The sequence below is a fragment of the Flavobacterium sp. UGB4466 genome, from assembly GCF_903469665.1.
In the GTDB taxonomy this organism is placed as follows: Bacteria; Bacteroidota; Bacteroidia; order Flavobacteriales; family Flavobacteriaceae; genus Flavobacterium; species Flavobacterium lipolyticum.
Genome location: NZ_CAGKLC010000102.1, coordinates 1 through 14314, shown reverse-complemented (window position 1 = coordinate 14314; position 14314 = coordinate 1). Strand labels below are relative to the sequence as shown.

Here is a 14314-nt window from a genome sequence, read left to right as displayed (position 1 = left end):
AATTCGTACAATGCTGTTTTTAAGAATGTTATTGTGTCGATTTTCATCGTTTATGGAAGATTTTTTTGACAAATATTACAAAGTGAAATTTTAGTAAGTATTTATACGTAAGAATAACTGTTAAATTAATGGTAATTTTGGTCAAATTAGCCATGAGATTCCATACGACAGTTGTCTTACATTTTGAACAATAATTCCTGTTGTTTCTTCATTTGGAGTAAATCCCGAAGAAACAACAAAAGCTAGCATCAAAGTAAGTAGTATACTTACAATTTAAAAGGTGAAAAAAATTAAAAAGAAGTAATTTCATAAAGTGCAATACTTGCCGCTTGCACAACATTCATACTGCTGTTCTTTCCAAACATATTGATGTGGACAATTTGGTTTGAAATTTTTAAAAGCTCTTCAGAGATTCCGTTAATCTCACTTCCAATTAGAAGTGCAATTTTTTGATTTTCAGGAATTAGAACTTCTCTTAGTGGTTTGCTGTTGCTTGCGATCTCTAAAGCAATAATCTCGAAATTATTTTGAAGCAGATAGTCAGCCAGGTCAGCTGTTTCTTCAATGATGGTGTGGGCTACGTGAAGATGGGTGCTTCGTGAAGTTTTATTTATTTTTCGGGGAGTTAACGGAATATCTTTTCCTAAAAAAATGATATTTTCCACTCCAAATGCCTCACTGATTCTAAAAAGAGAACCAATATTTTGCTGAAAATAAATGTGATCACAAACTAATGTTATCGGAAATGTTTTTCTTTCAAATTGATTTTCTTCGTGAGTAAGCTGCACTTTCTAAAATTTAATTGGTAAAAATATAATTGATAATGTTGGCTCCCATTTTAAGAGCTTTATCTCTAACCGCGACAGGATCATTATGAACTTCAGGATCTTCCCAGCCGTCTCCTAAGTCACATTCATATGTATAGAGTAATACCAATTTGTTTTCGATAAAGATACCAAAGGCCTGAGCGCGTGTTCCGTCATGTTCGTGGATTTTTGGCAGACCATTTGGAAACGGGAAAGGTTTTTGAAATATGGGATGATTGGCAGGAATTTCGATTAAGTTATTGTTTGGAAATATTTTTTTAATCTCTTTTCGGATGTATTGATCCATTCCGTAGTTGTCGTCAATATGCAGAAAACCACCACCATTTAAATAATTTCTAAGATTACTTACATCAGCATCGCTAAAAACAACATTTCCATGTCCCGTCATATGAACAAACGGATAAGAGAGCAGATCCGGATTACTCGGTTCAACTGCTGATGGTTTTGCTTTTATTCTCGTATTGATGTTAGCATTGCAAAACTTAATTAAATTAGGTAATGATGTTGGATTGGCATACCAATCACCGCCACCGCTATATTTTAACAACGCAATCTCCTGTGAAAAGGAAGAGATTGAAACCATTAGTAATAATAGAAATATTTTTTTCATATCATTTAAGTCGTGGGATGTGAGTTATGGGGTATGAGTTATGAATTATGGGGACAACTATAAGCGGTAAATTTAAACAATTTCAAATTTTTGGTTAAACAGCAAAACAAATAAACGATTAAACAGTTTAACAATACCTGGTTTAATTTTCATTAAAAAACACAACACTATGGCAGGCTACAATTGCAGCAGTCTCCGTTCGCAATCGGGTATTTCCTAAAGTAACGGGCTGGAATTTGTGTTCTAAAGCCAGTGCAATTTCTTTTTCAGAAAAGTCTCCTTCCGGTCCAATAAGCAGGGTAACACTTTCATTGGGCTTCAAAACTTCCTTTAAAGATTTTTTATCGGTTTCTTCACAATGCGCGATTAGCTGCAAACCATCGTTTTTTTGTTTGATGAATTCTTTAAACGAAATGGCTTCATTTAATTTAGGCAGATAGGTTTCGTTGGATTGTTTCATTGCCGATAAAATAATCTTTTCAAAACGCTCCGGATTAATTACTTTTCTTTCTGAACGATCACAAAAAATAGGAGTAATTTCCTGAATTCCTATTTCTGTGGCTTTTTCCAAAAACCATTCAAAACGATCATTCATTTTGGTTGGTGCAACTGCTAGATGCAGTCTGAATTTTGGAGCAGGCGATTTTTGGATCGAAATAACTTCTACTATGCATTTATTGTCTGATGCTAAAGTAATTTGGGTTTCAAACAACAAACCCGAACCATTGGTTACGTGTAGAATATCGGAATCTTTTTTGCGTAAAACTTTTATAATATGACGGCTTTCTTCTTTGTCAAAAGAAAAGCGTTCTGTAGATTCGTCGATATCAGGATTGTAAAATAATTGCATAATTAAAATTGAATTCGCGCTTTCGAAACTACTGCTGAAGTTTCGAAACGTTTTGATAAATATTTTTGATACCCCACAATTCCTATCATGGCGGCATTGTCGGTAGTATATTCAAATTTTGGAATGAAGGTTTTCCATCCGTATTGGGCTTCGCTTTCTTTCAATCGGGTTCTGATGCCTGAATTAGCCGAAACTCCTCCGCCAATGGCAATTTGTTTGATTCCGGTTTCTTTTACCGCTAATTTCAATTTGTCCATCAAAATTTCGATAATGGTATGTTGAATGGAAGCGCAAATATCATTCAGGTTCTCTTCAATAAAATTCGGATTTTCACGTTTATTTTTTTGAATAAAATACAAGATGGCCGTTTTTAGTCCAGAGAAACTAAAGTCAAGTCCCGGTACTTTCGGTTTGGTAAAAGTAAAGGCTTTTGGATTTCCTAATTTTGCATATTTGTCGATCAGGGGTCCGCCCGGATAAGGAAGCCCAAGGATTTTGGCACTCTTGTCAAAGGCTTCGCCAACGGCATCATCGGTAGTTTCTCCAATAATTTCCATATCAAAAAAACCGTTTACTTTAACGATTTGAGTATGACCTCCGCTAATGGTAAGCGCCAGAAAAGGAAATTCCGGTTTATCAAACCCTTCTTCATCGATAAAATGTGCTAAAATATGGGCATGCATATGATTTACAGCAATTAGCGGAATTTTGAGCGCTAACGACAGTGATTTACTAAAAGAACTACCTACTAATAAAGATCCCATCAAACCGGGACCTTGCGTAAAAGCGATAGCAGTTAGTTGATCTTTTTGTACATTTGCCTTACGAAGTGCGGCATCAATTACCGGAACAATATTTTGCTGGTGTGCTCTTGAAGCTAATTCAGGAACAACACCTCCATATTGATTGTGAATTAGCTGATTGGCCACAACATTTGAGAGTACTTTGTCGTTATGTAGGACCGCGGCAGCAGTATCATCGCATGAACTTTCGATGGCGAGAATAAAAACCTCTGAATTTTGCATATAAAAGCACGATTTTTGGATTATATTTGACGAATCAAATATTTGATTTTCTTTTATTATAAGGAGAAGCCAAAATTAAAGAATTTTTATCAAAAACAGCCGTTCTTTGTCTGTTCAAAGTAAATTTAAAAGAAAACTAAAATATAGCAACTATCAGAAAAGTAAAGAAAATAATATCCCGAACCCTAATTGGTTTAATTTTACTTTTGTTAGCACTTGCTATCATCTTGGCTTTGCCTGTGGTTCAGACCAAAATAGCGAGATATGTTACAGAATCTTTAAACACTGATTTTAAGACTGATATTAGTGTTGAAAAAGTTGCCATAAATATTTTTGGAGGTGTAAAACTCAAGAAGGTTCTGATTCGCGACCATCATAAGAAGAGTTTAATCTATTCTGACATCATTACCACTGATATTCTTAGCATTAAAAGATTATTAGATGGTGATTTGCTTTTTGGTGATATTAGGCTGACCGGTATGATTTTTAATCTCAAAACGTATAAAAACGAAGACGAGAATAATATCAACAAGTTTATTAAGCTGTTTGAAACAGGAAAAAAAACACCAAAATCCAACAAGCACTTTTTGTTGACTGCTAAGAATGCTTACATATCGCAGGGGGCTTTTTCTGTTGTGGATGAGAATAAAAACACGCCAAGATTTCTTGATTTTAAAAAATTGAATGCGTACATCAGCGAGTTTAAGTTATACGGACCGGATATAAATACAAATATTCACCGTTTTTCTTTCTTAGATCACCGTGGGTTGTATGTATCAAATTTTGCCGGGAAGTTCAGTTACACTAAAAAGCAGATCAAGGTTGAAAATCTGGCGATAAAGACCAAAAGATCTTCTATTTACGGAAAAGCAATTCTGAACTATAAAATAGAGGATTTTCTTCATTTTACCGATAAAGTAAAATTTGATGTAGCCCTGGATTCTGCTTCCATTGCGTCAAATGATATTCGTTATTTTTATGATGGCTTGGGAAAAAACCAGCATTTTAAAATTAAAACAAAAATAAAAGGAACATTGAATGATCTTAATTTAAGACGTCTTAGATTGAGTGATACTAATGGTTCAAGAATCTTTGGGACCATTAACTTCAAGAATCTTTTAGGAAGCAAAACACAGAAGTTTTCTATGGATGGTAAGTTCGAAAAACTGGTTTCGAGTTACGATAATCTGGTCGTTTTATTGCCGGGTATTTTAGGTAAAACACTTCCAAAGGAATTACGACGAATTGGTAAATTCAATATCGTTGGAAAAGCAAAAGTTTCGACCACAGCCTTAGAAACCGATTTTAAAATGATTACCGATTTAGGTAACGGTCAGGTCGATTTGCACATGAATAATATTGATTTTATTGACAAAGCCTCGTATTCAGGAAATGTAATCCTGGAGAATTTTAATATTGGTGCGGTACTGAATCGAAAAGATATTGGTAGAACGACTTTGAATGTAGATGTAGACGGGGTAGGGTTTACCGAAAAATACCTCAATACCATTGTTAAAGGAGATATCGCAAAATTAGATTACAATAAATACACCTATAATAATATTGTTGTTAACGGTAATTTTAAACTGCCTTATTATAAAGGACAGGTTTCTATAAATGATCCAAATTTAAGTTTACTGTTTGATGGAATGGTGGATTTGAGTAAGCGTGAAAATCGCTATGATTTTCATATTAACGTAGAGAATGCCGACTTGCGAAAGCTAAAATTTATAAGCGATTCTATTTCACATTTTAAAGGGGATGCCGTTGTCGCAGTGACCGGAAATTCGATAGAGAACTTACAGGGAACGATTTCGATTAAAGAGGCTGTGTATCAAAATCCTCAGGATACCTATGTTTTTGATGATCTTACAGTTAATTCACATTTTGATGCCGATAAACTGCGAACAATTACTATTGGTTCTAATGACGTGGTAAAAGGTGAAATAGTAGGTAAGTTTCAGTTTGCACAACTGGACAAGCTGGTCATGAATTCAGTAGGAAGTTTGTATACCAATTATAAACCTTACAAACTTAAGAAAGGGCAATTTTTGCGTTTCAACTTTCATGTGTACGATAAGATAGTGGAGATGTTATATCCGGACATCAAAATTGATTCAAGTACCACAGTGAGAGGAAAAATTAATTCGGATCTTCAGGAGTTTAAATTCAAGTTTAATTCCGAAAAAATTGTCGCTGCCAAAAATACCTTTGACAATATTCGAATTACGATCGACAATAAAAATACGCTTTATAATGCTTATGTAGAGCTGGACAGTATTAAAACACCTTATTATAAAGTACGCGATTTTAATTTGATTAACGTTACGGCTAAAGATACCCTGTTTGTAAGATCCGAATTTAAAGGAGGGGATAAAGGGGAAGATTATTTTAATCTGGATCTCTATCATACCATCGATAAAAATAAAAACAATATCGTAGGGATTAAGAAGTCTGAGATGAAATTTAAAGACTATTTATGGTATCTAAATGAAGATGCTGAAAAAGACAATCAGATTGTTTTTGATCAGTACTTTAAAAATTTCACTATTGATAATATTGTATTGTCTCATGAGAATCAAAAAATAGATTTGAATGGTGTCATAAAAGGGAAAGATTATAAAGATTTGGTGTTGAACTTTGAAGATGTGGATATTAATAAAATCACACCTTTTAATTCTAAGTTCGTATTTAATGGTAATTTAAATGGAAATGTAAATTACAAACAGAATAAAGACGTTTATCAGCCCACGGCCTCTATTGTGATTGATCATCTGAATCTGAATAAAACGGATTTAGGTACGCTTAATTTTGATATTGCGGGAGATGAAAGTTTTAAAAAATTCACTATCAATTCCTCTATCCAAAACGGATTTACAGAATCGTTTAAAGCAGAAGGAACTTTTGCGGTTGAAAATAAAGAGACCTTTTTAGATTTGAGTTTGAAACTCGAAGGATTTAATCTGGCTACCTTAGGAACGGTTGGAGGTGAAGTGCTTTCTAATGTGAGAGGGTCGGTTTCAGGGAATGCCGCCGTGGTAGGGAATCTGAAAAAGCCTGAAATTAATGGACGGTTGTATGTGGAGAAAGCCGGGATGACCATCCCATACCTGAATACAGATTACGAATTAAGCGATCGTACCGTGATTGACTTAACAGATGAAAAATTTCTGTTTCGAAACAATCAGCTAACGGATACCAAATACGGAACAAAAGGCTTGCTGAATGGAAGTATTGAACATCATAATTTTGGCGACTGGAAGCTGGATTTAAATATTACGTCTAAGCGATTGCTGGCACTGGATACTAAAGACAGTGAAGATGCAGCTTATTTTGGTACGGCATTTATAAATGGTACAGCCAGTATTAAAGGTCCTACAGAAGGATTGCTTATAAAAGTAGAAGCGAAATCAGAAAAAGGAACTCAGGTTAAGATTCCTATAAACAATGCCCAGAGTGTTGGAGAAAGCAACTGGATTCATTTTGTAACACCGCAGGAAAAGTACAATCTGGCAAATGGTATACTTGAAAAGACCAAGAATTACAACGGATTGGAACTGGAGTTTGATTTTGATATTACACCTGATGCCGAGGTAGAGGTAATTTTAGATCGAAGTTCCGGGCATGGAATGAAAGGAAAAGGATACGGATCGTTATTATTTAAAATTAATACACTGGGTAAATTTAATATGTGGGGAGATTTCCAGGCATACGAAGGAACTTATAATTTTAAATACGGTGGTTTAATTGATAAAAAATTCTCCGTTAAAAAAGGAGGATCAATTATTTGGGAAGGAAACCCAATGAAAGCACAATTAAATCTGGAAGCGGTCTATAAAACAACGGCAAATCCGGCAGTACTGTTAGACAACACTTCTTCATTTAATAAAAAAGTTCCGGTTGAGGTGGTAATCGGATTACGTGGAGATTTGGCCAGTCCGGAGCCTAATTTTGATATACAGTTCCCTTCTGTCAGTACTGTGCTTAAATCAGAGATACAATATAAGTTAGACGATAAAGACATTCGTCAGACACAGGCCTTGTATTTGCTATCTACAGGTTCGTTTATGAGTACAGACGGATTTAGTCAGGGCGATTTTTCAGGTACCTTAACCGAAACTGCTTCCAGTTTGTTAGGAGGTATTATAAAATCAGATAATGATAAGGTCAATATTGATTTGAATTATATCTCTGCTGATAAAAGACTTGGGCAGGAGGCCGACGGTCAGTTTGTAGCGAATATTTCTTCTCAGATCAATGAAAGAATTACAATCAACGGAAAATTGGGAGTTCCGGTAGGTGGAGTAAATGAATCTGCTATTGTTGGAGATATCGAAATCTTGTATCGTGTAAATGAAGACGGATCGATGAATCTTCGTTTGTTCAATAAAGAAAATGATATTAATTATATAGGACAAGGAATTGGTTATACACAGGGAGTTGGTATTTCGTATGAAGTGGATTTTGATACTTTTAGCGAGCTGGTAAATAAACTTTTCAAAAATCATAGGCTGGAAAGAGCGATCAAAAATTCTACAAACGATTTGCAGGATAACAACCTGAATCCTGATTTTGTTAATTTCTCGAATAAAAAGAACGCAGATAAGAACAAAAAGAAGGAGGAGAAGAAAGAGAAAAAAGAAGAACCAAAAGTTCCTCCACCCATAAATAATGAAGGATTAATTCCTGACAATGACTTTTAGAAGATTTGTTAAAAAGATACAGATAAAAAACCATTCGTTACTGCGAATGGTTTTTTTGTTTTAATTTTAGAGACTTGCTTATTTTTTGCTAGGGATAGCTGTTAAATTTTATAACACTTCAGTAATGTATTGTTAATTTTAAATATTCAATTTAAATAGGCAACATTTATTATGGAGAATGAAATTTTTGCTTTAGAAAAACTTATTAACGAAAACGTTTGAATTTAACATATTTTGCTAATTTATTATAAAGATAACCCGATAAGTGGTGAATGTTTGCTAATTTTACACTTTAATACTTAAATAATGCCAAAAACGATAAAAAAAGTTGGTGTTCTAACATCAGGAGGTGACTCACCAGGAATGAATGCCGCAATACGATCAGTTGTTCGAACATGTGCTTATCATAATATAGAATGCATAGGGATTTATAGGGGATATCAAGGAATGATTGAAGGTGACTTCAAAGAAATGGGACCCCGTAGCGTAAATAATATTGTGAACAAAGGCGGAACGATTTTGAAATCAGCTCGTTCAGTTGAGTTTAGAAGCCCGGAAGGTAGAAAAAAAGCGCACGAAAATCTTTTAAAAGCCGGAGTAGATGCTTTGGTTGTTATTGGAGGAGACGGAAGTTTTACCGGTGGATTAATTTTTAATTCAGAATACGGTTTTCCGGTAATGGGTATTCCCGGAACAATTGACAATGATATTTTTGGAACCAGCCATACTTTAGGTTATGACACAGCCTTAAATACTGTTGTAGATTGTATCGATAAAATTAGAGATACTGCAAGTTCACATAACCGTCTGTTTTTTGTAGAGGTAATGGGTAGAGATGCAGGTCATATTGCTCTTAATGCCGGAATTGGAGCCGGTGCAGAAGAAATTCTTATTCCTGAAGAAGATTTAGGGTTAGACCGATTATTAGATTCTCTTCAAAAAAGTAAAGCTTCAGGAAAATCATCAAGTATAGTAGTTATTGCCGAAGGAGATAAAATAGGTAAAAATGTTTTCGAATTAAAAGATTACGTTGAAGCCAATCTGCCGGAGTACGACGTTAGAGTATCTGTATTAGGACATATGCAGCGTGGTGGTTCTCCATCTTGTTTTGACCGTGTTTTAGCAAGCCGTTTGGGAGTAAAAGCGGTAGAATCTTTAATAGAAGGTAAATCAAATTATATGGTCGGTTTGCAGGCTGATAAAGTTGTTTTGACACCTCTTGAACAAGCAATTAAAGGTAAATCTGAGATTGACAGAGAATTGTTAAGAGTGTCCGATATCATGTCGACATAAAAAAAGTTTAAAAAAGGAAAGAAGTTTATTGTGAGGAAATTAGACTTTGAATTAGTGTAATAAAAAACAAAAAATTAAGTAAAATGTCAAAAGTAAAATTAGGAATAAACGGATTTGGACGTATCGGAAGAATCGTTTTTAGAGAAACTTTCAATAGAGATAATGTAGAAGTAGTAGCAATCAATGATTTGTTAGATGTAGATCACTTGGCTTACTTATTAAAATATGATTCAGTTCACGGACGTTTCAACGGAACTGTAGAAGTAATAGACGGAAAACTTTTTGTAAACGGAAGAAATATTCGTATCACTGCGGAAAGAAATCCTGCTGATTTAAAATGGAACGAAGTAGATGTAGATGTAGTTGCTGAATGTACTGGTATCTTCACAACAATCGAAACTGCAAACGAGCACATCAAAGGTGGTGCTAAAAAAGTAATTATCTCTGCTCCGTCTGCTGATGCACCAATGTTTGTAATGGGAGTAAACCATGAAACAGCAAAAGCTACAGATTTAGTGGTTTCTAACGCTTCTTGTACAACAAACTGTTTAGCTCCTTTAGCTAAAGTAATTCACGATAATTTCGAAATTGTTGAAGGTTTAATGACAACAGTTCACGCAACAACTTCAACTCAAATGACAGCTGATGGTCCTTCAAGAAAAGACTGGAGAGGCGGACGTGCTGCAAGCATCAACATCATTCCTTCTTCAACTGGAGCTGCAAAAGCAGTTGGAAAAGTAATTCCGGCTTTGAATGGGAAATTAACAGGAATGTCTTTCCGTGTTCCTACTGCTGACGTTTCTGTAGTAGATTTAACAGTAAAAGTAGCTAAAGAAACTTCTTATGAAGAAATTATGGCTGTTTTGAAAAACGCTTCCGAAACTACAATGAAAGGTATCTTAGGATATACAGAAGATGCAGTTGTTTCTCAGGATTTTATTTCTGACAAAAGAACTTCAGTAGTGGATGCTGGAGCAGGAATCGGTTTAAATTCAACTTTCTTTAAATTAGTATCCTGGTATGATAATGAGTACGGGTATTCAAGTAAATTGATTGATTTGTCTGTGCATATCGCAGGTTTAAAATAATAATATATATTTTTGCAAAATCCCGTTATTGAATAGTAATGGGATTTTCTTATTTTGTTGCTTCTTTAATTAAGGTAAAAACACATTTTTTATTTAGCTAAAGAAAGACTAATCCAAAAACTAAATAAAATGAAATTAATAGTTGATAGTGGATCTACTAAAGCCGATTGGATTGCAATTGATGATAATGGAAAAGTATTATTCACCACACAAACTTTAGGATTAAATCCTGAAATTCTTGACGGTCCGGAGATAGTAGAAAGATTAAACGATCGTTTTGATATTCTGCAAAATAAAAAGAACGCTACGCATTTGTTTTTTTACGGTGCAGGTTGCGGAACCGAGAGAATGAAAATAGAACTTTCCCGAATATTTCAGGAATATTTTGAGAATGCAATTGTAGAAGTTCAGGAAGATACTTATGCTGCAGTATATGCAACTACTCCAAAAGGACAAGCTGCCATTGTGAGTATTTTAGGTACCGGTTCTAATTGCAGTTTTTTTGATGGTAAAGTATTGCATCAAAAAGTTCAGTCACTTGGGTTTATCGCAATGGACGACTGCAGCGGAAATGTTTTTGGAAAAGAATTAATCAGAAAGTACTATTTCAATAAAATGCCAAAAGAACTGGCAGTTGAATTTGAGAAAGAGTATAATTTAAAACCTGATTTTATCAAGAATAAATTGTACAAAGAACCAAATCCAAATGCTTATTTGGCGACCTTTGCAAAGTTCCTGATCAAGCATAAAGACACTGAGTTTTGCAGAAAAATTATCTTCAAGGGAATGAAATCTTTTGTGAAAAACTACATCAAGCAATTTGACAATTGTAAAGAAGTTCCTGTTCATTTTGTTGGGTCAATAGCTTTTTATTTAAAAGACGAATTACAAGAAACTTTTGATAAATACGGACTTCAGTTGGGTAATGTTTTAAGAAGACCGATTGATGGGTTAATTGCTTACCACGTTGCAAATCAATAAATAAAAATAGAATATGGAAATTGCTATCATAGCTCATGATGGGAAAAAAGCAGACATGGTTCAGTTTTTGAATAAAAACAAGACCTTACTGCTTCAGGAAAACATTAAGTTAATCGCAACAGGAACTACAGGGAGTAAAGCTGAAAACGCCGGTTTTAAGGTGAAAAGAATGCTCTCAGGACCAATGGGAGGTGATGCGCAGATTGCTGCGAGAGTGGCAGAAGGAAAGACAAAAATGGTTTTCTTCTTTAAAGATCCGTTGGCAAGCCATGCCCACGAAGTAGACATCAATATGTTGATTCGTGTTTGTGATGTTCATAATGTACCTCTGGCAACTAATGAAGCTTCGGCGCAGTTACTGCTTAATGCCATTGCGCTGCAACTATAGAATTTCTTTTTAGAATATAAAAAAAACCGTTACGAGCTGTAACGGTTTTTTTGTTTCAGGTTTCAAATCGCTGTTTAATACTGTATTAGTTTTGAGGATTAATTAAAACTTGATTCCTGCGCTTAAGCCATAGGAGCTGTATATGAGGTCGCCTGGGGTTTCATGATTGTAATTAAACAAAGGTTCTGCATCATCTAATCTCAGAAATTGTTGTTCTTTAAAAAGATTAATAGAAAGGCTAAAAGAATATCTTTTAATGATTGGTAATCCGATGCCAATTCTTGCATTGGTACCATTTCTAAATTGATTTTTATTCAAGCTAAATTGATTGCTTAAGCTAGCGTAGGTATATATGTTTTTTGTGTCGACAAAAAAGAATTTTAGTATTCCTCCTAATTCCAAAATAGAAAAATCTGGAGAGGTGTAGTTTTTATAACCTGTTAGTATCCCAATACTTAATTTTTTAAAAAGCATATAATTGTAGGTGTATGTAAAACCAATTGCTGGTTTCTTGACGTTTAATTGTTCGTCCCAAACTGTATGTTTTTCGGTATCACCACCAAAATAACTGTAACTATATTTTGCCCTTTTATGAATGATCAGATCAAACTGAGCATCCGAATACCATTTTTTTAGAGGTATATCCTGAGTGTAGCCAATAGAATTTATGAGCGTTATAATTAGTATTATTATTTTTTTCATTTTTTTGTTGAATTATATTTTGTTCATCCTATTGCCGCTCCATATATCTCTTCGACGACCAAGGGCATAGAAATCCAGTTCATAGTAAGTGTAGTTTCTAAAGCTTTGTCCTTTAGCTATTTTTAATGAAAAACTATTGCTTCCTGTTGCACCTGTTGGATTAACGGATGTGGGAGTGCTATAGTTAAGATTGTTTGAATAAGTAATAAGGAACTCTAAAATTTGACTATCAAATTTTCTTTCAATTTTATTGGTGTTGAGAGCTTTGTATCTTTCACCAAAATAAAGCACTTCAATTTCGTTAGCATTTTTTTGATGGGTGATTACAAATTCCTTCTTCGGATCACTATTAATTGCCTTTTTCAAAAAATTAATGCCCAAATTATACAATTGTTTAATGTTTGATTCACTATTTATTTGGTAATACGGATTAGGAAGTTGTCTAATGTATATATTTAGTATATTATTGTTATTAAATTTAAAAAATGGTAAGCCTGTTCCGGAAGTTATATTGACAAGTTTGAAGTTGTTGCCATCACCTAATACTTGATAATAATTATTGTACATGTATATTGGAGGTAATGATTCTGTCGTGAAAGGATTGTAAATATTAATTTTTGGATCTGGATAATTATATTTTAATATTACTCTGTTTATTCCAAGATGTAATTCATCTGCTTCAGATTTAAACCAAATTCCGAATCTTTTTACCTGAACTCTTGTTTGAACACCAATTGAGCTGTATATGCCCCATGATTGATTCCAAAATTCAGTTTTTATTCTGTGCGAATTGTCAAAATAATTAATGCAGGACTTTTAGTGCCAAATAAACTTTGAAACCAGCTGGTATCATGAAGACCGTCACATATAGGTAAATTATTTATTTGATTTTGTACTATTTGATCTTCCGTTAATTGTGGTATGAAGGTTAAAATGGAGGGATTTGGAAAAGGAATTTGTATTGAACGACAATCAATATCTATAGGAGCTATAAATCTTGATATTTTGGAATCTAGATTTGTATTGCCTCCATATTGGCTGCGAGATGTACAGGGATCAAAATCTGTCAGCGCCTCTTTTTTTGTTTTTAGTGATGATTTAAAATTATAATGCTCTTTAAGATAATTTTTTAAGTATGTAGTATCATTTATATGTATGGATAGTACACCGAGATCTTTTGTGATTTTGTAAATTGAATCTCCAACTATAATTTCGTTGTTTTGGTTTATAACTGCAGCAAAATATGGATCGGGAATAATACTGTCTTCTTCCGGAGTTTCATTGGCATCGTTAGACTTCTGTAGTTCTTTCTTTTTGTTAGAGAGTTTTGAAATTAGGATTTCATTTTTTGGATCCACTATTGGGGTGTTTGATAGGAATCCTTTCTCATAAATTTTTTCAAATTGATCTTCTAAGTCTTTTGTGTTTTTCTTTTTGAAATTTTCAAGATCACTTTTTAGATTTTCTCTCGAGGAAAAGTAAAATCTACCGTTAATGACAGTTCCATTAGTAAAGCTTTTAGTTGCTGAATCTTGCAGGTTTGAAGGTTCATTTTGACAAGACAAAATAAAACAGAATAACACTAGACAGGATATTCTTTTTGCTGTTTTAAACATAATTTTATCATTTTTAAATTTATAAAATGTAAAATTTGTTTCTGGAGCTTTTTATGCAATTCAAATGTAATAAGAAAAATCTTATAAAAAATGATTTGTTAGTTTTTTATAATTTTGTGATTTTAAGTGTTTGGGGGGAATAATATTTTTAACGAGCCATGCCCACGAAGTAGACATCAATATGTTGATTCGTGTTTGTGATGTTCATAATGTACCTCTGGCAACTAATGA

General features: G+C 33.8%; 12 protein-coding genes and 1 pseudogene. 6 read left to right on the top strand and 7 right to left on the bottom strand.

Annotation, left to right across the window (positions count from 1 at the left end; genetic code table 11):
• Positions 1-290 precede the first annotated feature (290 nt).
• The 4 genes from JO950_RS18405 to tsaD form a co-directional block, all read right to left on the bottom strand.
• Positions 291-788 (bottom strand): TrmH family RNA methyltransferase, encoded by a 498-nt coding sequence (locus JO950_RS18405; protein WP_017497666.1) that lies wholly within the window; start codon positions 786-788, stop codon positions 291-293.
• A 10-nt stretch (positions 789-798) separates the two neighbouring features.
• The gene (locus tag JO950_RS18400) at positions 799-1437 is read right to left on the bottom strand and encodes a DUF4159 domain-containing protein (RefSeq protein WP_202703945.1); all 639 of its coding nucleotides are present in this window, start codon (positions 1435-1437) and stop codon (positions 799-801) included.
• A gap of 142 nt (positions 1438-1579) precedes the next feature.
• A complete protein-coding gene (locus JO950_RS18395) occupies positions 1580-2287 on the bottom strand; it encodes a 16S rRNA (uracil(1498)-N(3))-methyltransferase (RefSeq protein ID WP_202703944.1) in 708 nt (235 codons plus the stop codon).
• A gap of 2 nt (positions 2288-2289) precedes the next feature.
• Positions 2290-3312: a tRNA (adenosine(37)-N6)-threonylcarbamoyltransferase complex transferase subunit TsaD gene (tsaD, locus tag JO950_RS18390; RefSeq protein ID WP_202703943.1), complete on the bottom strand. Its 1023-nt coding sequence runs from the start codon at positions 3310-3312 to the stop codon at positions 2290-2292.
• Between the two features lie 206 nt (positions 3313-3518).
• Between tsaD and JO950_RS18385 the strand changes: the two genes are divergently transcribed.
• From JO950_RS18385 to JO950_RS18365, 5 genes are all read left to right on the top strand, one after another.
• Complete coding sequence (locus JO950_RS18385; RefSeq protein ID WP_237732387.1) at positions 3519-8015, top strand: translocation/assembly module TamB domain-containing protein; 4497 nt, start codon at positions 3519-3521, stop codon at positions 8013-8015.
• A 306-nt stretch (positions 8016-8321) separates the two neighbouring features.
• Positions 8322-9308 carry a 6-phosphofructokinase gene (gene pfkA, locus JO950_RS18380; protein WP_017497661.1) on the top strand — a complete coding sequence of 329 codons (987 nt, stop codon included), beginning with the start codon at positions 8322-8324 and terminating at the stop codon, positions 9306-9308.
• A gap of 83 nt (positions 9309-9391) precedes the next feature.
• Positions 9392-10396, top strand: a complete 1005-nt coding sequence (gap, locus tag JO950_RS18375) for a type I glyceraldehyde-3-phosphate dehydrogenase (RefSeq protein ID WP_017497660.1) — start codon at positions 9392-9394, stop codon at positions 10394-10396.
• Positions 10397-10525: 129 nt separating this feature from the next.
• Entirely contained in the window at positions 10526-11377 is an 852-nt protein-coding gene (locus JO950_RS18370; protein WP_202703942.1) for an N-acetylglucosamine kinase, read from the top strand.
• Between the two features lie 13 nt (positions 11378-11390).
• Positions 11391-11765 (top strand): methylglyoxal synthase, encoded by a 375-nt coding sequence (locus tag JO950_RS18365; protein ID WP_070908888.1) that lies wholly within the window; start codon positions 11391-11393, stop codon positions 11763-11765.
• A gap of 102 nt (positions 11766-11867) precedes the next feature.
• On the opposite strand, the gene JO950_RS18360 is transcribed toward JO950_RS18365, so the two are convergent.
• The 3 genes from JO950_RS18360 to JO950_RS18350 form a co-directional block, all read right to left on the bottom strand.
• Positions 11868-12467: a hypothetical protein gene (locus tag JO950_RS18360; protein ID WP_202703941.1), complete on the bottom strand. Its 600-nt coding sequence runs from the start codon at positions 12465-12467 to the stop codon at positions 11868-11870.
• A gap of 12 nt (positions 12468-12479) precedes the next feature.
• The gene (locus JO950_RS18355) at positions 12480-13034 is read right to left on the bottom strand and encodes a hypothetical protein (protein WP_202703940.1); all 555 of its coding nucleotides are present in this window, start codon (positions 13032-13034) and stop codon (positions 12480-12482) included.
• 209 nt (positions 13035-13243) lie between these two features.
• On the bottom strand, positions 13244-14083 hold the full coding sequence (locus tag JO950_RS18350) for a hypothetical protein (RefSeq protein WP_202703939.1): 840 nt from the start codon (positions 14081-14083) through the stop codon (positions 13244-13246).
• Positions 14084-14231: 148 nt separating this feature from the next.
• Between JO950_RS18350 and JO950_RS22310 the strand changes: the two are divergent.
• Positions 14232-14314, top strand: a pseudogene (locus JO950_RS22310) (methylglyoxal synthase); the annotation flags it as partial.

Coding starts and splice junctions, on each gene's coding strand:
- JO950_RS18400 (WP_202703945.1), bottom strand. CDS start 1,437: ATGAAAAAAATATTTCTATTATTACTAATGGTTTCAATCTCTTCCTTT.
- JO950_RS18395 (WP_202703944.1), bottom strand. CDS start 2,287: ATGCAATTATTTTACAATCCTGATATCGACGAATCTACAGAACGCTTT.
- tsaD (WP_202703943.1), bottom strand. CDS start 3,312: ATGCAAAATTCAGAGGTTTTTATTCTCGCCATCGAAAGTTCATGCGAT.
- pfkA (WP_017497661.1), top strand. CDS start 8,322: ATGCCAAAAACGATAAAAAAAGTTGGTGTTCTAACATCAGGAGGTGAC.
- gap (WP_017497660.1), top strand. CDS start 9,392: ATGTCAAAAGTAAAATTAGGAATAAACGGATTTGGACGTATCGGAAGA.
- JO950_RS18370 (WP_202703942.1), top strand. CDS start 10,526: ATGAAATTAATAGTTGATAGTGGATCTACTAAAGCCGATTGGATTGCA.
- JO950_RS18365 (WP_070908888.1), top strand. CDS start 11,391: ATGGAAATTGCTATCATAGCTCATGATGGGAAAAAAGCAGACATGGTT.
- JO950_RS18360 (WP_202703941.1), bottom strand. CDS start 12,467: ATGAAAAAAATAATAATACTAATTATAACGCTCATAAATTCTATTGGC.
- JO950_RS18355 (WP_202703940.1), bottom strand. CDS start 13,034: ATGTACAATAATTATTATCAAGTATTAGGTGATGGCAACAACTTCAAA.
- JO950_RS18350 (WP_202703939.1), bottom strand. CDS start 14,083: ATGTTTAAAACAGCAAAAAGAATATCCTGTCTAGTGTTATTCTGTTTT.